Below are 21,370 nucleotides of genomic sequence, written 5' to 3' on the forward strand. Positions count from 1 at the left end.
CGCCGCAGCCAGGGAAGGAAAGCACAACGTCAGTGCATCATCTGCGGCTGCCCGTCGAACAGGTGCTCGAACTGCGCCAGCCAGGGCTCGGCCAGGCAGCGGATCTGGGCATCGTTGCGCAGGATGCGCTGCATGATGCGGGCCTTCTCCTTGCGGTGCTCAGGCGCCAGTTCCTGCTGCTGCGACTGGTAGCGCAACTGCTCGATGAGCACCGCGCAGGTGCCCTCGTAGCGCACCACGCCGTCCCAGTCCTTGAGCTTGGCCGCCTCCAGCATCTTGGCGCTGCTGTCCTCGATGGCCTTGTAGTAGTCAATCAGCATGTCGGGCATTCTTCAGGCCTCCGCCAGCGCGGGCTGCGCCACGTCGTTGGCCGCCTCGGTACTCTTCTTCATCTCTTTCCAGGCCAGCGCGATCGGCTCGATCAGGCGGGCCACCTCCTGCAGCTTTGCGTCGTCATTGCCGGCGTTCGCCTCAATGAGCCGGCGCAGCGCGTAGTCGTACACCGCCTCCAGGTTCGCCGCCACCTCGCCGCCCGACTCGCGGTCCAGCGCGGTCATCAGGCCCTCTTCCAGGATGCGCACGGCCTTGGAGATGCTGTTGCACTTGGTCAGCACGTCGCTGCGCGCCAGCGCGCCACGGGCGGTGGCCACGGCACTCAGCACGCCATCCAGCAGCAGGCTGACCAACTGGTGCTGGTCGATCGTGTGCATGCTGGTTTCGACATTGATCCGCTGGTAGGCGGACGCTGCGCGGGGGTTGAGGGCACTGAACATGGCGGTAATCCTTGAGCTGGCTGCTATTCAATTTATCGGCATCGCGCCGTCAAACTGAAGCGCTTTCAGCCCGAGGACTTGTTCCAGGTGGTGACCTGCTGGGCGATGTAAGCGTTCAGCGCATTGAGCGACGCCATCTTCGTGTCCAGCGCCGTGTAGCGTTGCGTCAGGCTCTTTTCCAGGCGGTCGGCGCGGTCGGTGATGCGCTCGATCTCCTTGGCGTTGAGTTTGAGTGCACTCTCGTACAGCTTGGTCTTGGAGGCAAAGAACCCGTCCGTGTCGAGCAGCTGGGACGTCATGGCCTTGAACTTGCCGGCAAAGCCGTCTTCCACGCGCCCGCCCTCGGGCCCGCGGAAGAATTCCTTCACGGCGTCGGGATCTTCCATCGCCTTGTTGAATTTCGTGGCGTTGAGCTCCAGAGAGCCGTCCGGCGAAACGTTGCCCAGCCCCAGCCCGCCCGCGGACACCACGCCGACGGCCGACAGGTTGCGCAACGCACCCGAGCTGTTGACGGACTGCAACGCCATGCGCAGCGTGTTCTGCAGGGCCAGCACGGTGGAGTCCCCCTGCAGCAGGCCGGCGGTCTGCGTCTCCTTGTCGTACTTGGTGCTTTCATTGAGCGCGCTGTTGACGGCGTTGTACGCGGCAACGAAGGCCTCGATGTTCTTCTTGACCGCCGAAGTGTCCTTCTCCACGGTCAACGTCACGGCCTCCGTGGTGACCTTGTTGGCCGTGAAGGTCACGCCCGCCACGGTGTCGGCGAACGCATTGGTCGCGGAACTGACGGCGATGCCGTTCACCGTGGCGTTGGCATTGCGTGCGTATTCCGTGGTCATTCCGGTGGACAAGCGCGACAGGCCGGCGCCGTCGGCCAGGTTGCCGTCCGCGTCGGACACGCTCAGCTGGAACCCGGCCGCCTCGCCGGTGGTTTTGCTGCGCAGCAGCAGCCGTTCGCCCGACGCGTCGTTCAGCACCGTGGCGGTCACCCCGGCCTTGGACCCGTTGATCTTGCTGGCCACGTCGGCCAGCGTGTCGGTGGCGCTGATCTCGAGGTTGACCGCCTCGCCGCTACCCGCGGTGAATGCCTTGGGATCGCCCGCCCAGGTTCCCGTGGCCAGCGTCAGCGTGCCCGCACCCACCGGCTGCTTGGTGGGCTGCAACGCGGCCGACATGGACGACTGGGCCATCGCCAGGTTCTGCACCTGCACGGTGAAGGACGTGACCGCTGCGCCGCCCACCGCGCTGACGGATACCGCGTCGGCATTGGAGGAAGTGGCCTTGACGCCATTCCACCCGGTCACGCTGGTGAGTTTGCTGGCCGCGTCCGCCAGCGTGGACACCAGCGACTTGAATTGGCCGAAGGTAGACACCTTGGCACTGGTGAGCGCCGCCTGCTGTTGCAGGCCGTTGGTCTTCGTGATGGGCAGCTTGACGGCATCTACCGACGCCTTGATCAGCCCGTTGACGTCCACATTGCCGCCCAGGCCGATACCGATAGAGGAAAAACTTGCCATGACCATCTCCGTATGCATGCAAACCGGCATGCGTGCCGGTAACGCCAGAAATTATCAAGCCGAAGGGCCCTGTGCGTCTCGTTGAATAGGACGGAAGAATCCCGCCAATCCCGCACGTCACGCTCGCCATGCCGCCCCACAAGCGGGAAAGCGCGGCCGTGAGAATCTCACTGCCGCGCTCGGGGAGAGATGCGGGAACGAATCCCGCGTCTCACCTGAAGGCTGCCGTATCAGCGCAGCAGGGCCAGCACGCCCTGGGGCAGCTGGTTGGCCTGGGCCACCATGGCGGTGCCGGCCTGCTGCAGGATCTGCGTGCGCGACAGGTTGGCCGTTTCAGCCGCGAAGTCAGCGTCCTGGATGCGGCCGCGCGAGGCGGACATATTTTCGGAAGAAGTCTGCAGGTTGTTCACGGCGGTCTCGAAGCGGGACTGCAGGGCACCGAAGCTGGCGCGCTGGCCGTTCACGGCCGCCAGGGCGGAATCGATGATCTTCAGGGCCTTGGTGGACCCATCGACCGTGGAAACGTCGATCTGGTTGACCGAGTTCAGCGTGGAGGCGCCTGCGGCTACATAGGCAGAAGTTCCCCCCAGCGAGAAGCCCTTGTCGGAGCTGAATTCCACGGTGCCCCGCGATACCGCGGTAGCGCCGGCTGCAGTGGCCTGTGCGCCGCTGAAAGTCAACGTACTGGCCGTTGCGTTCTGAGCAGCCAAGGAAACAGCGGCGGCTGTCGAGTTGTTGGTGATCTCGATATCCGCGCCTGCATCGTTCGTAAGGATGATGCCATCTCCAGCGCTATTGAGCTTGGCGGTGATACCCGTTTGGGACGACACATCATTGAATGCCTTCACACCCTCAGCCAAGTCTGTCGTCGTAGTGGCCGAGAAGGTGATGTTGGCAGCCGTAGTGGTGTTATCGCCTTTGATCGCCAGAGACACGGCGCCAGCAGTCGTCACCTTGAATTCCGACACATTGCGCGCCGATGCTGTAACACCAGTGGTTTCCGCCGCGCCATTGACTGCAGCAGCGATCTTGGCAGCCGTATCAGATGCGTCCACATTCAAGGTCTTGCTCTGCAGACCATTCACAATCACTGTTGCCGCAGCGCTGGCAGGCACAGCGGTACCGGCTGCCACACTCGCAGAAGCCTTGAGTTGCGCGCCATAGGTCGTCGTGCGGAAGTTGCCCGTCGTGGCGGTGATGGTCTGGTTGGCATTCGCGCCCACCTGGAAGGTGGCGGAGCCGAACGAGCCGTCCAGCAGCTTCTGGCCGTTGAACTCGGTGGTCACGGAGATGCGGTCCAGTTCGGACAGCAGCTGGCCCACTTCAGCCTGGATGGCCTTGCGGTCGGAGGCGCTGTTGGTGGCGTTGGCCGACTGCACGGACAGTTCGCGCACACGCTGCAGGATGTCGCCGGACGCCTTCAGTGCGCCTTCAGCCGTCTGGGCCAGCGAGATGCCGTCGTTGGCGTTGCGCACGGCCTGGTTCAGGCCGCGGATCTGGCTGGTGAAGCGCTCGGAGATGGCCAGGCCGGCGGCGTCATCCTTGGCGCTGTTGATGCGCAGGCCCGACGACAGGCGCTGGATGGAGGTGTTGAGGGAGGCCTGGCTCATGCCCAGGTTGCGCTGGGCGGTCAACGAGGCGACGTTGGTATTGATGGTCGATGCCATTGCAAATCTCCTGAAAGAACTGACTGAATAAGGCGTTACCGCCATCTGGGCCCAGAACCGTCTGGCCTCAGGGTTCACAGGGCCTACACAGGCTCCCTGTTGAACGGCGGGTCGTCACTTCTTGTTTCAAACGGCCCGTTGAATGTGTTTTCGGGCTGTGGCTGGAAAACTTTAGGGACAAACGCACGGACTGGACGGTTTTTGCGCCGCTTATCGCGGCAACGCCCCCACGCCGGCTCTCCACAATCTGCCCATCGTTCCCGCACAGTCCGCCGGAGGGGCCACGCTTAAGCCGGCAGAAATCATCGTTTCCAGCCACGCAGGAGTTCCGCCATGGCAGCTACCATCAATACCAACGTCGCCTCGTTGACCGCCCAGCGCAATCTGGGGGTCAGCCAGGGTTCGCTCAATACCTCCATCCAGCGCCTGTCGTCGGGTCTCCGCATCAACAGCGCCAAGGACGACGCCGCCGGCCTGGCCATCTCCGAGCGCTTCACCAGCCAGATCCGCGGCCTGAACCAGGCGGCACGTAACGCCAACGACGGCATCTCGCTGGCGCAGGTGGCCGAAAGCGCCCTGGCGGGAGCGGGCAACATCCTGCAGCGCGTGCGTGAACTGTCCGTGCAGTCGGCCAACGCCACCAACAGCGCCTCCGACCGCAAGGCCCTGCAGGCTGAAGTGGGCCAGCTGCTGTCCGAGCTGGACCGCTTGGCTGTGACCACCGAGTTCAACGGCCAGAAGCTGCTGGACGGCTCGTTCGGCTCCGCCACCTTCCAGGTGGGCGCGAATGCCAACCAGACCATCACCGCCACCACGGGCAACTTCCGTACTGCCACCTACGGAGCGCAGTTGAAGCAGTCCGCGCCAGTGGTGGTCACCGCCACCAACACCCCCACGCCGCTGACCGGCACGTTCGACGTGGCGGGGCTTCAGACCAAGACGATCAACCTCACCGCTACGGACACCCTGGCGACGGCTGCAGCCAAGATCAATGCTGCGTCGGAAGCGACCGGGGTGACGGCCTCCGCACGCAACCAGGTCGAGCTGACGACCTTTGTGGCCGGTGGTTCCTATTCCCTCGCGGTGGTGGGCGACAACGCCACCGCGGCAAACGTCACCTTCAGCGTCAGCACCGCAGGCGCCACCGCGGCAGGCCTGGCCGAGGGCATCAAGGCCTTCAATGACGTGTCCTCCCAGACGGGCATCACCGCCAAGCTGAATGCGGACGGGGACGGCATCATCCTGATCAACGAGTCGGGGGCCGACATCCAGATCCAGAACAATTCCGCGGCCGGCAACACTCTCGCCGTCGGCGCCTACGATGCCGTGACGTCTGCCAGCTCGGGAACCCCGACTTTCGTGGCCGGCGTGGCCGCCGCGCCGGCAGGAGGGTACGCGACGGCCCGCGGTTACCTAGAAATGAACTCCGACAAGGGCTTTTCCATCGGAAATCTCACCGGCACGCCTCCCGTCACGGCAACGCCTTCCACGCTGAACTCCGTCAATACCATTGACGTGTCCACCGTGGACGGCTCCACCAAAGCGCTGAAGATCATCGATTCCGCCCTGGCGGCGGTGAACGGCCAGCGGGCCAGCTTCGGCGCCTTGCAGGCCCGCTTCGAGACGACGATCGCGAACCTGAACACCTCCTCGGAGAACATGTCCGCCTCGCGTGGCCGCATCCAGGACGCCGACTTCGCCGCCGAAACGGCCAACCTGTCGCGCACCCAGATCCTGCAGCAGGCCGGCACCGCCATGGTGGCCCAGGCCAACCAGATCCCGCAGGGCGTGCTGGCCTTGCTGAAATAAGGCGGTCCGTTACTGCTTCCAAAATAAGAGCTGCCAGCGCCCTGACTGTGGGCACTACAGCTCTTTTTCATAGGAATCACCGACCGTTGACAAGGGAACCCGGTCAAGCCGGCTTCATTTTTCTCGCGACAATCCGATACAAAAGTCATTCCCTTATGCAAGGCTAAGGGGCTCCCATGCCCGCTTTGCCCGTTTAGAACCCCAGCATGCTCGTCATCCTCGGCTACATCATCACCTTCGGCTGCGTCTTCGGCGTGTTCGTCGCCCATGGCGGCAACGTTCAGGTGCTGCTGACGGCCCTGCCCTTTGAAATGATCACCATCGGCGGGGCCGCGCTGGGCTCATTCATCGTGACCAACCAGCCCAAGGTGCTCAAAGCCACCATGGCCACGCTGCCCCAGGTGTTCAAAGGCAACAAATACACCAAGGCGCGCTACATGGAGCTGATGGCCATGCTCTACGAGATCCTGCAGAAGGCCCGCAAGGAAGGGCTGATGTCGATCGAGCAGGACGTGGAGTCGCCCAAGGAATCAGAGCTGTTCAAGAAATTCCCTACCGTGGGCAGCGACCCGCACGTGATCGAATTCACCACCGACTACCTGCGCATGATGGTCTCGGGCAACCTGAACGCCCACGAGATCGAGGCGCTGATGGACAGCGAGATCGAGACCCACCACGCCGAGGCGCACGCCCCCGTGGCGGCGCTCACGCGACTGGCCGGCGCCCTGCCGGCCTTCGGTATCGTGGCCGCGGTGCTCGGGGTGGTGAACACCATGGGCTCGGTGGGCCAGCCGCCCGCCGTGCTGGGGGGCATGATCGCCTCGGCGCTGGTCGGCACCTTCCTGGGCATTCTGCTGGCCTACGGCGCGGTGGAGCCGCTGGCCGGGCTGCTGGAGCAAAAGGCCGCTGACGCCGCCAAGGAATACGAGTGCATCAAGTCCACCCTGCTGGCCAGCATGCAGGGCTACAACCCCGCCACCTCCATCGAGTTCGGCCGCAAGGTGCTGTTCTCCGGGGACCGCCCGGGCTTCGTCGAGCTGGAAGCCCACGTCAAGGGCAAGAAGTGACGCGCCACGCCTGAACCGCCTTTGCCATGGCCGAAAAGAAGCTCCAGCCCATCATCATCAAGCGCGCCAAGAAGCGCCCCCATGCGCCGCACGGCGGCGCATGGAAGATCGCCTACGCCGACTTCGTGACGGCCATGATGGCCTTCTTCCTGCTGATGTGGCTGCTGGGCTCCACCGCCAAGGGCGAGCTGCAGGGCATTGCGGCCTACTTCTCGTCGCCGCTCAAGGTGGCGATGCAGGGCGGCGACGGGGCGGGCAACAGCTCCAGCGTGATCCCGGGCGGCGGCAACGACCTGTCCAAGGTGCACGGGCAGGTGCGCCGCTCCAATTCCGACAGCTCCACCAACATGCGCTCCAGTGTGGAGGCCTCGCGCGCCGAGCGTGCCCGGCAGGACGCACAGCGCATCAAGGCGCTGCAGACCAAGATCGAGGCAATGATCACCGAGAGCCCTCGCCTGAACGAATACCGCTCGCAGATCCGGCTGGACCTGACGCCCGACGGCCTGCAGATCCAGATCGTGGACGATCAGAACCGCCCCATGTTCGACAGTGGCAGCGCGCTGGTCAAACCCTACATGCGCGACATCCTGCACCAGATTGGTGCAGCTTTGGGCGGGGTAGAAAACCGCATCAGCCTGTCCGGCCACACGGATGCCGTGCCTTATGGCAACGGCGACCGCGGCTACAGCAACTGGGAGCTGTCGGCCGACCGCGCCAACGCCTCGCGACGCGAACTGGTGGCCGCAGGCATGCCCGACGCCAAGCTGGGCCGCGTGGTGGGCATGGCTGCCAGCGATCTGCTGGAGCCCGAGAACCCCCGCGCCGCCGTGAACCGGCGCATCACCATCACCGTACTCACCCATGAAGCCGAAGAGCGGCTCATGGGTAAAAAGAACATGGTATTTCCGTTACCGTCGCCCGTGGCAGAAAAGCAGGACAATCCAGCTTCCTCATCGCCGAATCAGTAACAACTTGTCACGTTGCTGATGACTTACGACAATAGCCCCATATTCACCGAAAGGGTCCTTTGTGTCCTCCGCCCTTCGCTTTCTGATCGTTGACGACTTTTCCACCATGCGGCGCATCGTCCGCAACTTGCTCAAGGAAAGCGGTTTCGCTGATGCCGACGAGGCCGAAGACGGCGTGGCGGCACTGAACAAGCTGCGCAACGGCAAGTTCGACTTCGTGGTCACCGACATCAACATGCCGAACATGAACGGCTTCCAGTTGCTGGGCGAGATCAAGAAGGACGACAAGCTCAAGCATTTGCCCGTGCTGATGGTGACGGCCGAGGCGCGCAAGGAAGACATCGTCGCCGCCGCCCAGGGCGGCGCCGCCGGCTACATCGTCAAGCCCTTCACCAAGGCCACGCTGGAAGAAAAGGTCAACCTGATCCTCAAGAAAATGGGGCTGTGAGCATGACGGCGGCAGAAAACGGCGCGCCAGCCGACGGGGCAGACGACGTCCACCACAAGATAGGCCAGCTCACGCGGCAGCTGCATTCCGCCCTGAACGAGCTCGGCTACGCGGACCAGTTGCGCGGCACCATGGGTGAGCTGCCCGATGCGCAAAGCCGCCTGTCCTACATCGCCCGCTTGACGGGCGAGGCGGCCGAGAAGGTGCTGGGCCGGGTGGAGCAGGCCAAGTCGCTGCACGACCACGTGGCCTCGGAAACGCGCCGCGTGGTCACCTCGCTGGTGGCCGACCCCGTGGCCGCGGTGGCCAAGGGCGAGATCTACAACTTCCTGACCGATGTGGAGCGCGCCACGCAGGAGGCCGACAGCCACCTGACCGAGATCATGATGGCGCAGGACTTCCACGATCTCACCGGCCAGGTGATCGCGCGCGTGGTCAACCTGGCGGCGACGATCGAGCAGCAGCTGGTGCAGTTGCTGATCCAGACCGCGCCGCCGCAGGCGCAAACACCCATCGCGCCCGAGCCGCGGCGCGACCAACTGCAGGGGCCCGTGGTCAATCCCGAGTCCGCACCCGACGTGGTGACCAGCCAGTCGCAGGTGGACGACCTGCTGGCCAGTCTGGGGTTCTGACGCGGCCGGGCCCAGGCAGGAGCCCGGCGCATGACATAAACATCAGCAAAATCAGGCTCTAACGCCCACTGGGCAAGCGCAAACAGCTATTATTTTAATAGCTTACCAATCGTCGGCGCAACCGCCGCCACCGCCGCGAATAACGCCGGCGCAACCCCTTTATTCGGGCTTTAGCTTTCGCCCCGGCTCCCGACAATGGCGTGACCCAGCAGTCACGCCGCCATGAGCTCGAGCCAAGACAAAAACCTCCCAGCAACCGAGCGCAAGCTCCAGAAAGCGCGCAGCGACGGCCAGGCCGCGCGCTCGCGGGACCTGTCGCACCTGGCCATCCTGGGCATGGGCGCGCTGGCGCTGCTGGTGCTCGCGCCCTGGTTCGTGGAATACCTGCAGCGCGCGATGCGCCAGCAGCTCGCATTCAACGCGGCCACCGTGCAGGCGCCCGGCCACATGCTGGAGCGCCTGCAGACCATGGCGGGCGTGGGCCTGCTGGCCAGCGCCAGCTTCGCCGCACTCACCGGCGGCGCAGCGCTGCTGAGCGCCGTGGGCGCCGGCGGCTGGGTGTTCAGCTTCAAGCCCATCACGCCGCAGTTCAACCGGCTCAACCCGCTGACCGGCTTCACCAACCTGTTTTCCAAGCAGCAGCTCGCCAACGTGAGCAAGATGGTGCTCATGACCGGCATCCTGTCGTTCGTGGCCTGGAACTTCATGGGCCAGAGCATCGAGAAGATGGCTGCGCTGGTGCTGCAGCCTTCGCCCATGTCGCTGCGCCACGTGGGCGACTGGATCGTCTCGGGCGCCAGCCTGCTGCTGCTGGTGGTGTTCCTGTTCGCCGTGGTGGACGTGCCGCTGCAGGCGTTCTTTTTCAAGTCGCGCCTGAAGATGTCGCACGAGGAAGTCAAGCAGGAGCACAAGGAATCCGACGGCAACCCGCAGCTCAAGGGCCGCCAGCGCCAGCGCGCGCGCGAGATCGCCGACGGCGCCAGCATCACCGCCGTGCCCAAGGCCGACTTCGTGGTCATGAACCCCACGCACTACGCCGTGGCCCTGAAGTACGACGACGCCACCATGGGCGCACCCCAGGTCGTCTCCAAGGGCACCGACCTGCTCGCCTTCAAGATCCGCGAAGTGGCCCAGGCGCATGGCGTGCCCGTGCTGCAGTCCCCCATGCTGGCGCGCGCGCTGTATGCGCACGCCGAGCTGGAGCAACCGATTCCCGCACAGCTGTACACCGCCGTGGCCCAGGTGCTGGCCTACGTGTACCGCCTGAAGGCCGCGCTGCGCGGTGATGGCCGCATGCCCGAGGCCCAGCCCGATCCCTACGTGCCGCCCGAGCTCGACCCCCACAGCGCCCACCACACCCGGCGCCCCGCACCCGCCACAGGTAACGCAAGATGACGTCCCCCTCGATCCATTCCGTCCGGCAATGGGCCGGCAACCACGGCCCGGCACTGCAGGGGCTGTCGGCCCCGCTGCTGGTAGTGGCCATCCTGGCGCTGATGGTGCTGCCCGTGCCGCCCTGGATGCTGGACACCTTCTTCACCCTCAACATCGCCGTGGCGCTGATGGTGATGATGGTGGCCGCGTACATGATCAAGCCGCTGGACTTCGCGGCCTTCCCGTCGGTGCTGCTGCTCACCACGCTGATGCGCCTGTCGCTGAACGTGGCGTCCACCCGCGTGGTGCTGCTGGAAGGCCACACCGGCCCGGGCGCGGCCGGCGCGGTGATCGAGGCCTTCGGCCACTTCCTGATCGGCGGCAACTTCGCCGTGGGCCTGATCGTGTTTGCGATCCTGGTGGTGATCAACTTCGTGGTGGTGACCAAGGGCGCGGAGCGCATCGCCGAGGTGTCGGCCCGCTTCACGCTGGACGCCATGCCCGGCAAGCAGATGGCCGTGGACGCCGACCTGAACGCCGGCCTGATCGACGAGAAGGAAGCCAAGCGCCGCCGCGCCGAGGTGCAGGAAGAGGCCAACTTCTTCGGCTCCATGGACGGCGCGAGCAAGTTCGTGCGCGGCGATGCCGTCGCCGGCATCCTGATCCTGATCATCAACATCGTGGGCGGCTTCGCCATCGGCATGCTGCAGCATGGCCTGTCGGCCAACGACGCCGCCAACAGCTACATCCTGCTGGCCGTGGGCGATGCGCTGGTGGCCCAGATTCCAGGTCTGCTGATTTCCGTCGCAGCCGCGATGGTGATCTCGCGCGTGGGCAAGGACTCCGACATGGGCCAGCAGATCGTGCAGCAGTTGCTCATGTCGCCACGCGTGCTGGGCGTGACCGCGGGCGTGCTGATCCTGCTGGGCCTCATCCCCGGCATGCCGCACACCGTGTTCCTGGTCATGGGCAGCCTCCTCGGCTACGGCGCCTGGATGCTGCTGCAGCGCCAGCGCCGCCCCGCCCCGGTGGAAGAAGCCCCCGCGCCCGTGAGCGACGGCGAAGCCAGCTGGGACGACCTGCAACCCGTGGACCTGCTGGGCCTGGAGCTGGGCTACCGCCTGATCGCCTTGGTGGACAAGAGCCGCCAGGGCGACCTGCTCACGCGCATCAAGGGCGTGCGCCGCAAGTTTGCGCAGGAGGTGGGCTTCCTGCCGCCGGCCGTGCATGTGCGCGACAACCTGGAGCTCAAGCCCAGCGCCTACCGCATCACGCTGCGCGGTGTGGTGGTGGGCGAAGGCGAGGCCTTCCCCGGCATGTACCTGGCCATCAACCCCGGCGGCATCTCCACGCCGCTGATCGGCACTCCCACTACCGATCCCGCCTTCGGCCTGCCCGCGCACTGGATCGACGCCGCGCAGAAGGAAGCGGCACAAATGGCGGGCTTTACCGTGGTTGATTCGGAAACCGTGATGGCGACCCATTTGTCACACTTGATGCAAGTGCACGCCGCCAAGCTCCTGAGCCGCACCGAGACGCAGCAGCTCGTGGAGCATGTGACCCGGCTGGCACCCAAACTCATCGAAGAAGTCGTGCCCAAGATGGTGTCCATCACAACATTCCAGAAAGTGCTGCAGCTGTTGCTGGAGGAGTCCGTGCACATCCGCGACATCCGCACCATCATCGAGACGCTGGCGGAACACGCCGGCAGCACGCAAGACCCCGTGGAACTGGCGCGCCGCGTGCGCATCGCCCTGTCCCCCGCCATCGTGCAGCAGATCTACGGCCCCACGCGGGAGCTCAGCGTCATCGCCATCGAGCCCGGGCTGGAGCGCCTGCTGATGCAGGCCCTGGGCAATGCCAGCGGCCCGGCGCTGGACCCCGGCGTGGCCGACCTGCTCACCCACAAGGCCGCCGAAGTCGCCCTGCAGCAGGAAGAGCTGGGCATGCCCGCCTGCCTGCTGGTGCCCGACCAGATCCGCAACGCCATCGCCCGCCTGGTGCGGCGCGTGGCTCCCCGCTTGCAGGTGCTCGCCCACAGCGAGATTCCTGAGACCCACACCATCCGCATCGGCCCGATCCTCAAAGGTGCATCCGCATGAACATCAAACGCTTTACCGCTCCCACCGCACGGGAGGCCCTGGCCAAGGCGCGCATGGCCTTCGGTGAAGGCACACTGATCCTGTCCAACCGCCCCACGGCGGGCGGCGTCGAGGTGGTGGCCACGGCCGAGGACGCGCTGTCGTCCCTGCACGGCGGTGCCGAGCCGGCACCCAACCGTCTGCAGGAGCGCGCCGACGACCTGGCCGCGAGCCAGCCGGTGCGCATGTCCCAGACGCAGCCCCATGCAGCCCCTGTCCCGCAGCCCGCACGCCAGCCGGCGCCCGCAGCACGCAGCACCGTGGCGCACGACACCGAGCAACTGGCCATGAGCACGCTGTCGTTCCAGGACTATGTGCGCGAGCGCATGCTGCGCCGTCGCCACGAGGCCTTGCACGGCACGAGCGCCCCCGCGCCGCTGAACGAGCGCGCAGCGCTGGAGCGCGGCCTGCCCGAGCCACGCTTCGAACCCCGCGCCGAGCGCCTGCCAGAGCCACCCGCGCCACAGCCCGTGAATGCCCCGGTGGCACGCCACAACCCATTGCGGCCCATGCATGCCGCCCTGGGCGCAGAGCAGCTCACGCCGCGCCGCGCCGAGGCGCCCGCCACAGCCGCGCCCACGCTGGCGGCCGGCCTGGGACAGCAGAACCTCATGAAGGAACTGCAGTCCATGAAGGAGCTGATCGAGGACCGCTTCAACACCCTGGCCTGGCTGGGCCAGGCCCGCCAGAACCCGATCCAGTCCACGCTGATGCTCAAGCTCATCCGTGCGGGCTATTCGCCCGCCCTCTCGCGCGCGGTGCTGGAACACCTGCCCGAGCATCTGGGCGCCCAGGACGCCGTGCGCTGGCTCATGGAAGTGCTGGAGCGCAACCTGCGCACCGACGCGCAGACGCTGCCGCTGTACGAGGAAGGCGGCATCTTCGCCATGGTGGGCGCCACCGGCGTGGGCAAGACCACCACCACCGCCAAGCTGGCCGCCTTGTGCGCGCGCATCCACGGCCCCGCCAGCGTGGGCCTGATCACGCTGGACACCTACCGCGTGGGCGCGCACGAGCAGTTGCGCTCCTACGGCCGCATGCTGGGCGTAGTGGCGCACCTGGCGCACGACCGCGCGGCGCTGCAGGACCTGCTGGGCCTGCTGTCGTCCAAGAAGATGGTGCTCATCGACACCACGGGCGTGGCCCCGCGCGACCCGCGCAAGCGCGACCTGCTGGACGTGCTGGCGCTGCCCGGTGTCAAGCGTCTGCTGGTGCTCAACGCCAGCAGCCACGGCGATACGCTGGACGACGTGCTCACCGGCTTCAAGACCACCGGCTCGCAGCAGGCCATCCTGTCCAAGGTGGACGAGGCCGTGAAGCTGGGCCCCGCCATTGATGCGCTGATCCGCCACCAGATGGTGCTGCGCGGCGTGACCAATGGCCAGCGCGTGCCCGAGGACTGGGAAGCGGCCGACGCCCGCAAGCTCGTGAGCGCCTCCATGCGCACGAGCGTGAAGTCGGCCTTCGACCCCAAGGCCGCCGAGCTGAACTTCTTCTTCTCGCACGCCACGGAAACGGCCGATGAGCGGGGGATGGCCGATGTTGCTTGATACCGCTTTGCACCAGGCCGCCGGGCTACACAGCTACACGCCGCAGCAGGACCTGCGCCTGCTGGCCGTGCTGAGCCAGCCGGGCAGCGGCCCGTGGCTGGAGATGCTGTGGCAGCTGTGCTCCAGCCTGCAGCGCCTGGGCTACCCCGTCGTGGTGCTGGACGGCACGGCGCTGGAGAGCCCGCACATGCCCGGCCTGGACCAGCTGCTGCACCCGGCTCCCTGGAACGGCGCGCAGACGCTGGCCTCCGCCACCGGCGCGTCGCTGGCCGTGGTGCCCGCGGCCCGCGGGCTGGCCCGCCTCGCGCAGCAGTCCGAACACCATGGCGCCACCGTGCTGCAGCGCCTGCAGCCCTTGTTTCGCGCCTACGCGCTGGTGGTGCTGCATGCTCCGCCCGAGCAACTGGCGCCGCTGCTGCGCGGCAGCGCCAGCGTACCGCTGATCATGACCGGCCCCGGCGCGCAAGGCATGGTGCGCAGCTACCGCCAGCTCAAACACATGGCGCTGCACGCCGGCGTGCGCTGCACGGTGGCGTCCATCCTCGCGCCGCAGGAGCCTGTGCAGCACCGCCAGACCGCCGAGGCGCTGGACACGCTGCAGCGCAGCGCGCGCACCCACCTGGGCCTGCAGGTCCACACCACCACCGTGGCCGCGGCGCGCGCGCAGGACATCCAGCGGCTGGCCTTGCAACTGCTGGAAAACGCATGCACCATTGACGCTGCCATGCCCCTGCTGCCCCCGCACAGCCTGTGCGCCTCCCTCTCGCCCCTGGACCGGAGCCACTGACCCGATGTACACCGCGAAAGGCCAGCTCGACCGGGACGCGCTGTTCCACCAGCACGTGCCCCTGGTGCGGCGCATCGCCCACCACATGATCGCCAAGCTCCCGCCCAACGTGGAGCTGGACGACCTGATCCAGGTCGGCATGATCGGTCTGAACGACGCGCTCTCGCGCTACGAAGTCGCGCAGGGCGTGCAGTTCGAGACCTTTGCCAGCCAGCGCATCCGCGGCGCCATGCTCGACGAGCTGCGCGAGGGCGACTGGATGAGCCGCAGCTCGCGCAAGAGCCAGAAGGACATCGAGCATGCCCTGCACCGCGTGGAGCAGCGCCTGGGCCGCAGCCCCATCGAGTCCGAGATCGCCGCCGAACTGGGCATGAGCCTGGAGGACTACCAAGCCCTGCTGAGCAAGGTGCGCGGCACGCAGCTGGTGTACCTGGAAGACTTTCACCACGATGACGAGGACGAGGGCTTCCTGGACCGCCACGTGGCCGACGAGGGCGCCGATCCCATGGCCGTGCTGCGCGACCAACGCCTGCGCGCCTCGCTGGTCGAGGCCATCAAGGCCCTGCCCGAGCGCGAGCAGTACATCATGGGCATGTACTACGAGCACGACATGAACCTGAAGGAAATCGCCGCCGTCCTGGGCGTGACCGAATCGCGCGTGTGCCAGCTGCACAGCCAGGCGATTGCGCGGTTGCGGACCAAGATGCGGGGGCACTGATTCTTTGGATGAAATAGCTGTTTTGCGCTTGCTGGACAAGCGCGGGCAGCTATTTTTTTGAGCTTGTGGTGCGGCTTTTCATGGCGCGGGCCGGGATATGCGCTCGCCGGAGCGGGTCCCGGTCAACAGCATCAAGCCCGAAGAACCCATCAAAAAAGATAGCTGCCAGCGCTTATTCCATAAGCCTCAGCCAGCAATTCGGGCTAAAAGTCACCCCGGTGCCCGGTAAATCCGCGCCCCCGCGGCGCCGGACGAGGGCCCATAAGTCACCCCCTCCACCGGCGGCAGCAGCGACGCCGCCTGTCGCTCGGTCAGCGCCATCACCCGCGCCAGTTGGTCGCGCACCAGGGTCAATTGCCGGCCGATGGCCTGCACCCTTTGCGTGGCGGCGGGCTCCAGCGCGCCCGCCACAGGCGCCAGGGCCTGGGCCAGCGCCATGGCAGCGCCGCGCAGCTGCACCGCAGTGTCTTCAAAAGTCTGGGGGTTGGAAGCAAGAAGCGCAGCCTGCATGTCCTGCAGCTGCGCTTCGATGAAGGTGAGGGTGTCGTCGAGTGACATGGGGTGCAAGTCTAGAGCCTGTCACCCCGGCGGGCCAGCCGGCCCAGGAGGGCGGGTCAGCCCCGCGAGTGGGACAGGGTTTCGTAGGCGTTGGCCAGCAGCTTGTCGGCCACGGCTTCGGCGTCCACGCGGAAGGTGCCTTTTTCGATGGCGGCCTTGATCGCCTTGACCTTGGCGGTGTCGAAGTCGGCCGTGGACTTGGTGGCGTCCACCCCGCGGGCGGCGGCCGACAGCGTGACGGGCACGCCTGCGGCGGCGCGCGTCGCGCCCTGGGCCGCTTCTTCAGCGGCCGGCGCAGGTGCGGCGGCCTTGGCCTGCTGCTTGTTGGCAGCGGCCTTTGACAGCGCAGTCGCAGTATCCGGGTTGTGTCCAATCTTCATCGCACTCTCCACCACCCCTGTGAGATGTGGGGCCAGTAGCCATGTTTTCGGCCGGCAGGGAGCAGACTTTAGCGCTTTGTGGTGCCTCGCGGCTCACAAAGTGGCTTCTATTGTCCCATCCTCAAGCACAGTACCCCCAATGATGCGTCCATTGGCCATGCGAACGCGCACATTCTGTCCTTGAGCGCCCGCGCTCATGGCCTGGCCCGAGGAGGTGACCGCATAACCCGGCCCCTGCACCACCACGCGCACCGCAGAGCCGGCCTTGAACAGGTCGGGGGCGCGCACCATGTTCTGGCGCAGCGCCTGGCCGGCGGACAGCGGACGGGTGGCGGTCTGCCCCACCCAGTCCTTGGGGTTGGCCACGATGGCCGCGGGTTCTGCGGCCCAGTCCACCTCGGCCTCGATGGCATCTTGCTCGCTCAGCACTGCGCCGGTGCCCACATTGCCGGCCAGCACCCAAGCGGGGCCGAAAGCCTTGACGGTGATGGGCAGGAACACGTTCCAGCGGGTGGGGCCGTCCACGCAGCGCAGGCCCAGGCGGGTGCGCCCCCACAGGCGGGCACCAGCGGGCAGATAGGGTTCCACGCGCGCGCAGGGCGCCAGGCGCAGGCGCGAATCCAGCGTGCCCACACTGACTTCCATGCGCAGCGGCAGCCCCCCGGCCTGCGCCTGGGCCAGCGCATCGTCCAGCCAGTGCTGGGTGATCGAGCCCAGCTCGGCGGTCTGATCGCCTCCCTGCTGGGCATGGGCGGGCAGCGCCAGGGCAGAGCCCAGCGCCAGCGCGCCGCCCATCAGGAAGCGAAGGCAGGCAAGGCGGGATGAGCGCAGGATAGGAAGCGGCATGACGGGACTCCAACGGGTCTGACGGCGGTCCGGCACAACGGGCCCCGGACGCCTTTTCACACCTGCCACTGTAGGCTGGCCACCGCATGCGCCAAGCGCGGAACAACGGGCCAATCCCAGCGCTCTTCGCGCTTTAGAAAAACGGGGCGATTTCCATAATCGACGCACGCCACAAGCCCCCTGGGCCATGGCGGCCGAACCCCTTTTTTACACGCCGAGGCCCACATGCTCGACAAGATGACCAACCGCCTGGACTTTCACGGAAGCGCCTTGCTGCTGCGCTCGGAGCGCCAGCGTGCCATCGCGAGCAACATCGCCAACGCGGACACGCCCGGCTACGTGGCGCGCGACTTCAAGTTTGCCGATGCCATGCGCGCCGTGAACGAAGCCCAGAACCCCAGCCCCCTGCGCAGCCAGAGCGTGAGCGACCCGCGCCACATCCCGCTGCCGGCAGCCGCCAGTGGCAGCTCGGACAGCACGCTGGGCTATGCCCTGCAGACCCAGCCGAGCCTGGACAACAACACCGTGGACATGGACCGCGAGCGCGCCGCGTTCGTGGACAACGCCGTGCGCTACGAGGCCACGCTGCGTTTCATCAACGGCCAGTCCAAAACCATGCTCAGCGCCATCCAGGGCCAGTAATCCCGAAAGAGAGCACCCGCCATGTCCATGTTCTCCATCTTCAACGTCTCGGGCAGCGCCATCAGCGCACAGTCGCAGCGGCTGAACGTCGTGGCCAGCAACCTGGCCAACGTGGACGCCGTGGCCGGCCCCGACGGCCAGGCGTACAAGGCGCGCCAGGTGGTCTTCCAGACCGCGCCCATGGGGCCCGAGAGCGCCGCGGGCGTGCGCGTGTCGTCCATCCAGGAGAGCGACCAGCCCGGCCGCCGCGTGCACGACCCGGCCAACCCCATGGCCGACGCCGAAGGCTACGTGACCCACTCCAACGTGAACGCCGTGGAGGAGATGGTCAACATGATCTCGGCCTCGCGCTCGTACCAGAACAACGTGGAGGTCATGAACACGGCCAAGACGCTGCTGCTCAAGACCCTGCAGATGGGCCAGTAAACCGCCCTCCGAAAGCACGCCATGATCCTCAACCCCATCGGCACCACCGCCACGACCAACACCGGCGCTTCGGCCAACGCGACCAACGACCCCGCGGCCATGCAAGACCGCTTCCTCAAGCTGCTGGTCGCGCAGTTGAACAACCAGGACCCGATGAACCCCCTGGACAACGCGCAGATGACCACGCAGATGGCGCAGATCAACACCGTCACCGGCATCCAGACGCTCAACCTCACCATGCAAACCATGGCCGAGGAGTTCTCGACCATGCAGCAGATCCAGGGCATCTCGCTCATCGGCCGCTCGGTGCTGACCGAGGGCGACCGCCTGAGCATCAGCGACGGCAAGGGCAAGGGCTACTTCAACCTGGACAACAGCGCCACCGACGTGCAGGTGGACATCGTCACGCCCGGCGGCGTGGTGGTGGACACCGTGGACCTCGGCGCACAGGACAAGGGCCGCCGCTCTTTCGAGTGGGACGCCGCCGGCTACAGCGGCAACGCCGCCGACCTGCGGTTCCGCGTGCGGGCCACGTCGGGCGAGACCGCGGTCACCGCGACGGGACTGTCCGAGGCGCAGGTGGTCGCCACGGGCTCCAACGCCGGTGCGCTGACGCTCACGCTGGACAACGGCGACATCGTCAACTACTTCCGCATTCACAGCGTGCTCTGAGAGCCGCGCTTTCCTCCAGGAGAACACCATGGGTTTCCAGCAAGGCCTCTCGGGCCTGAACGCGTCGGCCAAGAACCTCGATGTGATCGGCCACAACATCGCCAACGCCAACACCACAGGCTTCAAGGCCTCGCGCACCGAATTCGCGGCCATGATCGCCTCGGCCATCGGCGCGTCCAGCGGCACCAACTCCGGCATCGGCGTGGAGGTGTCGGCCATTGCGCAGCAGTTCAACCAGGGCAACCTCACCGTCACGGGCAACAGCCTGGACGTGGCCATCAACGGCAACGGCTTTTTCACGCTGCAGATGCCGGATGGCTCGCGTGCCTACACGCGCGCCGGCAACTTCAAGCTGGACAACGTGGGCAACGTGGTCACCAATGACGGCGCCCAGGTCATGGGCTACCCCATCGACCCCGTGACCGGCCTGCGCACCTCCAGCACGGCCGTGCCGCTGACCTTCCCCACCACGGCGCCCATCCCGGCCCGGCAGACCACGGCCATCAAGACGGCCTTCAACCTGGATGCCCGCACGCCCAACGCCAAGGGCGACCCGGGCGCCACCCCACCCGTGGCGGCTACGCCGCGCACGACCTACGGCACCTCGCTCAACGTGTACGACAGCCAGGGCGTGGCCACGCCGCTGTCCTTCTACTTCGAGAAGAACGGCGCGAACACCTGGGACATCTACAACCAACTGGACGACCTGACCACCACGCCGCCGACGGTCCCCGCCATCACCGGCCGCCTGATCGCCGACAAGAACGGTGCCGTGGCCGCCACGCTGGAGCCCGTGGCCACCTCGGTCGCCAACGCGGACCCGGCGTTGACGCAAAAGGACGATTTCCCCACGTCCTTCACCTACCGTTTCTACGGCCCGGACGACCAGGGCGTGTATGCCATCCGCGAGACCACGCTGAGCTTCACCAACCCCGAAGACGCCTGGGACTTCACCTATTCGGACGCGCCCACCAACAGCCTCGTGGCCTCCGCCCGCCTGAAGGACAACCTGGTGGACTACGCGGGCGGCACGTCGCCCGCCGGCGGCACCTTCGGGGTGGCCGACCTGACCGATGCGCCCGCGGCCGCCAAGCAGTCGTTCGAGCTGGCGCTCATGGTCAACCCCAGCCCGGCCAACCCCAACAGCCCCACGGCGCCGGGCAGCAACCCCGCGCCAGGCTCCTACCCCGTCACGCTGGACCTGAACAACGTCACCCAGTTCGGCACCAAGTTCGCCGTCTCCGAACTCTCGCAGGACGGCTACACCTCGGGCGAGCTCACGGGCATCAATGTCGAGAACAACGGCATGATCATGACCCGCTACTCCAACGGCGTGACGCGTGCCGAGGGCCAGATCGCGCTGGCGAGCTTTCGCAACACGCAGGGCCTGGCGGCCGTGGGCGGCAACAACTGGGTGGAGACCTACGAATCGGGTCAGCCCGTGCTGGGTGCGCCCACGGATGGCAACTTCGGCGCGCTGCGCGCCGGCGCCCTGGAAGACTCCAACGTGGACCTGACGGCCGAGCTGGTCAACATGATGACCGCCCAGCGCGCCTACCAGGCCAACGCCCAGACCATCAAGACGCAGGACCAGGTGATGTCCACCCTCGTCAACCTGCGCTGATAACCCACTGACGCCGAGGCCACGCCATGGACCGCATCATCTACACCTCCATGACCGGCGCGAATGCCGCCGCGCACCGGCAGGCGGTGCTGGCCAACAACCTGGCCAACGCCTCCACCACCGGCTTTCGCGCCGAGATGTCCAACTTCCGCTCGGTGCCGCTGCAAGGCGGCGGCTCCACGACGCGCGTGTTCGCGCTGGAGGCCACCTCGGGCCATGTGGACACACCCGGCCCCGCGCAGACCACGGGCCGTCCGCTGGACGCCATGGCCGTGGGTAATGCCTGGTTCGCCGTGCAGGGTCTGGACGGCGTGGAAACCTACACGCGCGCCGGGTCCTTTCAGGTCACTGCCACCGGACAGCTGGTCACCAGCACCGGCATGGCCGTGCTCTCGGACGGCGGCGCACCCATCGACGTGCCCCCTAATGCCGAAGTGACGCTGGGCGCCGACGGCACCATCACCGCCCGCCTGGCGGGCGAAGTACCCCAGCCCGTGGCCCGCCTGAAACTGGCCACGCCCGCGGCGGACAACCCGCTCAAGCGCGGCGACGACGGGCTGTTCCGCACGGCCGGCGGCGACCCGCTGCCCGCCGACCCCAACGCGCGCCTGCGCTCGGGCGTGCTGGAGGGATCCAACGTGAACCCGGTGGAATGCATGGTCGGCATGATCGCCGCCGCCCGCCAGTTCGAACAACAAATGCGCCTGCTGCAGACCGCCGAGAGCGACGACAAGAGCGCAGGCCAGCTGCTGAGCCTCAACGGCTAACCCTGAA

22 protein-coding genes are annotated in these 21,370 nt (G+C 66.6%); 15 read left to right on the forward strand and 7 right to left on the reverse strand.

Annotated features, from left to right (window positions below):
* Positions 1-29: 29 nt before the first annotated feature.
* From QY917_RS12105 to QY917_RS12120, 4 genes are all read right to left on the reverse strand, one after another.
* Positions 30-329 carry a flagellar protein FliT gene (locus QY917_RS12105; protein ID WP_015914351.1) on the reverse strand — a complete coding sequence of 100 codons (300 nt, stop codon included), beginning with the start codon at positions 327-329 and terminating at the stop codon, positions 30-32.
* A gap of 3 nt (positions 330-332) precedes the next feature.
* Positions 333-773 (reverse strand): flagellar export chaperone FliS, encoded by a 441-nt coding sequence (gene fliS / locus QY917_RS12110; RefSeq protein WP_088888278.1) that lies wholly within the window; start codon positions 771-773, stop codon positions 333-335.
* 65 nt (positions 774-838) lie between these two features.
* Positions 839-2,287: a flagellar filament capping protein FliD gene (gene fliD / locus QY917_RS12115; protein WP_123676819.1), complete on the reverse strand. Its 1,449-nt coding sequence runs from the start codon at positions 2,285-2,287 to the stop codon at positions 839-841.
* Between the two features lie 230 nt (positions 2,288-2,517).
* Entirely contained in the window at positions 2,518-3,954 is a 1,437-nt protein-coding gene (locus tag QY917_RS12120) for a flagellin (RefSeq protein WP_088888277.1), read from the reverse strand.
* Positions 3,955-4,287: 333 nt separating this feature from the next.
* Between QY917_RS12120 and QY917_RS12125 the strand changes: the two genes are divergently transcribed.
* The 10 genes from QY917_RS12125 (at position 4,288) to QY917_RS12170 (ending at position 15,448) form a co-directional block, all read left to right on the forward strand.
* Positions 4,288-5,763: a flagellin gene (locus tag QY917_RS12125; RefSeq protein ID WP_088888276.1), complete on the forward strand. Its 1,476-nt coding sequence runs from the start codon at positions 4,288-4,290 to the stop codon at positions 5,761-5,763.
* 206 nt (positions 5,764-5,969) lie between these two features.
* Complete coding sequence (gene motA, locus QY917_RS12130) at positions 5,970-6,830, forward strand: flagellar motor stator protein MotA (RefSeq protein ID WP_015914356.1); 861 nt, start codon at positions 5,970-5,972, stop codon at positions 6,828-6,830.
* Between the two features lie 26 nt (positions 6,831-6,856).
* A complete protein-coding gene (gene motB, locus QY917_RS12135; protein WP_088888275.1) occupies positions 6,857-7,798 on the forward strand; it encodes a flagellar motor protein MotB in 942 nt (313 codons plus the stop codon).
* Between the two features lie 61 nt (positions 7,799-7,859).
* Positions 7,860-8,246, forward strand: a complete 387-nt coding sequence (cheY, locus tag QY917_RS12140) for a chemotaxis response regulator CheY (RefSeq protein ID WP_011806904.1) — start codon at positions 7,860-7,862, stop codon at positions 8,244-8,246.
* A gap of 2 nt (positions 8,247-8,248) precedes the next feature.
* Positions 8,249-8,878, forward strand: a complete 630-nt coding sequence (locus QY917_RS12145) for a protein phosphatase CheZ (RefSeq protein WP_123676768.1) — start codon at positions 8,249-8,251, stop codon at positions 8,876-8,878.
* A gap of 222 nt (positions 8,879-9,100) precedes the next feature.
* On the forward strand, positions 9,101-10,273 hold the full coding sequence (locus tag QY917_RS12150; protein WP_123676769.1) for a flagellar biosynthesis protein FlhB: 1,173 nt from the start codon (positions 9,101-9,103) through the stop codon (positions 10,271-10,273).
* Positions 10,270-12,354: a flagellar biosynthesis protein FlhA gene (gene flhA / locus QY917_RS12155; protein ID WP_088888272.1), complete on the forward strand. Its 2,085-nt coding sequence runs from the start codon at positions 10,270-10,272 to the stop codon at positions 12,352-12,354. The genes QY917_RS12150 and flhA overlap by 4 nt, the downstream gene beginning before the upstream one ends.
* Positions 12,351-13,943, forward strand: coding sequence for a flagellar biosynthesis protein FlhF (flhF, locus tag QY917_RS12160; RefSeq protein WP_123676770.1), 1,593 nt, complete (start codon positions 12,351-12,353; stop codon positions 13,941-13,943). Before flhA ends, flhF begins: the two co-directional genes overlap by 4 nt.
* Positions 13,933-14,730 (forward strand): hypothetical protein, encoded by a 798-nt coding sequence (locus tag QY917_RS12165; RefSeq protein ID WP_015914362.1) that lies wholly within the window; start codon positions 13,933-13,935, stop codon positions 14,728-14,730. Before flhF ends, QY917_RS12165 begins: the two co-directional genes overlap by 11 nt.
* Positions 14,731-14,734: 4 nt before the next feature.
* On the forward strand, positions 14,735-15,448 hold the full coding sequence (locus tag QY917_RS12170; RefSeq protein ID WP_011806910.1) for an RNA polymerase sigma factor FliA: 714 nt from the start codon (positions 14,735-14,737) through the stop codon (positions 15,446-15,448).
* Positions 15,449-15,658: 210 nt separating this feature from the next.
* On the opposite strand, the gene QY917_RS12175 is transcribed toward QY917_RS12170, so the two are convergent.
* From QY917_RS12175 to flgA, 3 genes are all read right to left on the reverse strand, one after another.
* Entirely contained in the window at positions 15,659-16,006 is a 348-nt protein-coding gene (locus tag QY917_RS12175; RefSeq protein ID WP_123676771.1) for a hypothetical protein, read from the reverse strand.
* Between the two features lie 56 nt (positions 16,007-16,062).
* Positions 16,063-16,386 (reverse strand): flagellar biosynthesis anti-sigma factor FlgM, encoded by a 324-nt coding sequence (flgM, locus tag QY917_RS12180; RefSeq protein ID WP_011806912.1) that lies wholly within the window; start codon positions 16,384-16,386, stop codon positions 16,063-16,065.
* A 93-nt stretch (positions 16,387-16,479) separates the two neighbouring features.
* Entirely contained in the window at positions 16,480-17,232 is a 753-nt protein-coding gene (gene flgA, locus QY917_RS12185) for a flagellar basal body P-ring formation chaperone FlgA (RefSeq protein ID WP_123676772.1), read from the reverse strand.
* 225 nt (positions 17,233-17,457) lie between these two features.
* On the opposite strand from flgA, the gene flgB reads away from it, so the two are divergent.
* The 5 genes from flgB to flgF are packed head-to-tail and all read left to right on the forward strand — an operon-like array spanning position 17,458 to position 21,363.
* On the forward strand, positions 17,458-17,874 hold the full coding sequence (gene flgB / locus QY917_RS12190) for a flagellar basal body rod protein FlgB (protein WP_088888269.1): 417 nt from the start codon (positions 17,458-17,460) through the stop codon (positions 17,872-17,874).
* A 21-nt stretch (positions 17,875-17,895) separates the two neighbouring features.
* A complete protein-coding gene (flgC, locus tag QY917_RS12195; protein ID WP_011806915.1) occupies positions 17,896-18,300 on the forward strand; it encodes a flagellar basal body rod protein FlgC in 405 nt (134 codons plus the stop codon).
* Between the two features lie 21 nt (positions 18,301-18,321).
* A complete protein-coding gene (locus QY917_RS12200) occupies positions 18,322-18,972 on the forward strand; it encodes a flagellar hook assembly protein FlgD (protein WP_123676773.1) in 651 nt (216 codons plus the stop codon).
* Positions 18,973-19,000: 28 nt separating this feature from the next.
* Positions 19,001-20,596, forward strand: a complete 1,596-nt coding sequence (locus tag QY917_RS12205) for a flagellar hook protein FlgE (RefSeq protein ID WP_088888268.1) — start codon at positions 19,001-19,003, stop codon at positions 20,594-20,596.
* Positions 20,597-20,622: 26 nt separating this feature from the next.
* Positions 20,623-21,363, forward strand: coding sequence for a flagellar basal-body rod protein FlgF (gene flgF, locus QY917_RS12210; RefSeq protein ID WP_088888267.1), 741 nt, complete (start codon positions 20,623-20,625; stop codon positions 21,361-21,363).
* Positions 21,364-21,370 lie beyond the last annotated feature (7 nt).

The sequence above is a fragment of the Diaphorobacter sp. C33 genome (assembly GCF_030503915.1).
Classification (GTDB): domain Bacteria; phylum Pseudomonadota; class Gammaproteobacteria; order Burkholderiales; family Burkholderiaceae_C; genus Diaphorobacter; species Diaphorobacter nitroreducens.

Excerpts from the sequence above, each read along its gene's own strand:
- fliS (WP_088888278.1), bottom strand. The coding sequence starts at position 773 with ATGTTCAGTGCCCTCAACCCCCGCGCAGCGTCCGCCTACCAGCGGATC.
- QY917_RS12205 (WP_088888268.1), top strand. The coding sequence starts at position 19,001 with ATGGGTTTCCAGCAAGGCCTCTCGGGCCTGAACGCGTCGGCCAAGAAC.
- QY917_RS12125 (WP_088888276.1), top strand. The coding sequence starts at position 4,288 with ATGGCAGCTACCATCAATACCAACGTCGCCTCGTTGACCGCCCAGCGC.
- flgF (WP_088888267.1), top strand. The coding sequence starts at position 20,623 with ATGGACCGCATCATCTACACCTCCATGACCGGCGCGAATGCCGCCGCG.
- flgM (WP_011806912.1), bottom strand. The coding sequence starts at position 16,386 with ATGAAGATTGGACACAACCCGGATACTGCGACTGCGCTGTCAAAGGCC.
- flhF (WP_123676770.1), top strand. The coding sequence starts at position 12,351 with ATGAACATCAAACGCTTTACCGCTCCCACCGCACGGGAGGCCCTGGCC.
- QY917_RS12175 (WP_123676771.1), bottom strand. The coding sequence starts at position 16,006 with ATGTCACTCGACGACACCCTCACCTTCATCGAAGCGCAGCTGCAGGAC.
- QY917_RS12105 (WP_015914351.1), bottom strand. The coding sequence starts at position 329 with ATGCCCGACATGCTGATTGACTACTACAAGGCCATCGAGGACAGCAGC.
- flgA (WP_123676772.1), bottom strand. The coding sequence starts at position 17,232 with ATGCCGCTTCCTATCCTGCGCTCATCCCGCCTTGCCTGCCTTCGCTTC.
- flhA (WP_088888272.1), top strand. The coding sequence starts at position 10,270 with ATGACGTCCCCCTCGATCCATTCCGTCCGGCAATGGGCCGGCAACCAC.
- flgB (WP_088888269.1), top strand. The coding sequence starts at position 17,458 with ATGCTCGACAAGATGACCAACCGCCTGGACTTTCACGGAAGCGCCTTG.
- fliD (WP_123676819.1), bottom strand. The coding sequence starts at position 2,287 with ATGGCAAGTTTTTCCTCTATCGGTATCGGCCTGGGCGGCAATGTGGAC.
- QY917_RS12165 (WP_015914362.1), top strand. The coding sequence starts at position 13,933 with ATGTTGCTTGATACCGCTTTGCACCAGGCCGCCGGGCTACACAGCTAC.
- QY917_RS12170 (WP_011806910.1), top strand. The coding sequence starts at position 14,735 with ATGTACACCGCGAAAGGCCAGCTCGACCGGGACGCGCTGTTCCACCAG.
- motB (WP_088888275.1), top strand. The coding sequence starts at position 6,857 with ATGGCCGAAAAGAAGCTCCAGCCCATCATCATCAAGCGCGCCAAGAAG.
- QY917_RS12120 (WP_088888277.1), bottom strand. The coding sequence starts at position 3,954 with ATGGCATCGACCATCAATACCAACGTCGCCTCGTTGACCGCCCAGCGC.
- QY917_RS12145 (WP_123676768.1), top strand. The coding sequence starts at position 8,249 with ATGACGGCGGCAGAAAACGGCGCGCCAGCCGACGGGGCAGACGACGTC.
- motA (WP_015914356.1), top strand. The coding sequence starts at position 5,970 with ATGCTCGTCATCCTCGGCTACATCATCACCTTCGGCTGCGTCTTCGGC.
- flgC (WP_011806915.1), top strand. The coding sequence starts at position 17,896 with ATGTCCATGTTCTCCATCTTCAACGTCTCGGGCAGCGCCATCAGCGCA.
- QY917_RS12200 (WP_123676773.1), top strand. The coding sequence starts at position 18,322 with ATGATCCTCAACCCCATCGGCACCACCGCCACGACCAACACCGGCGCT.
- QY917_RS12150 (WP_123676769.1), top strand. The coding sequence starts at position 9,101 with ATGAGCTCGAGCCAAGACAAAAACCTCCCAGCAACCGAGCGCAAGCTC.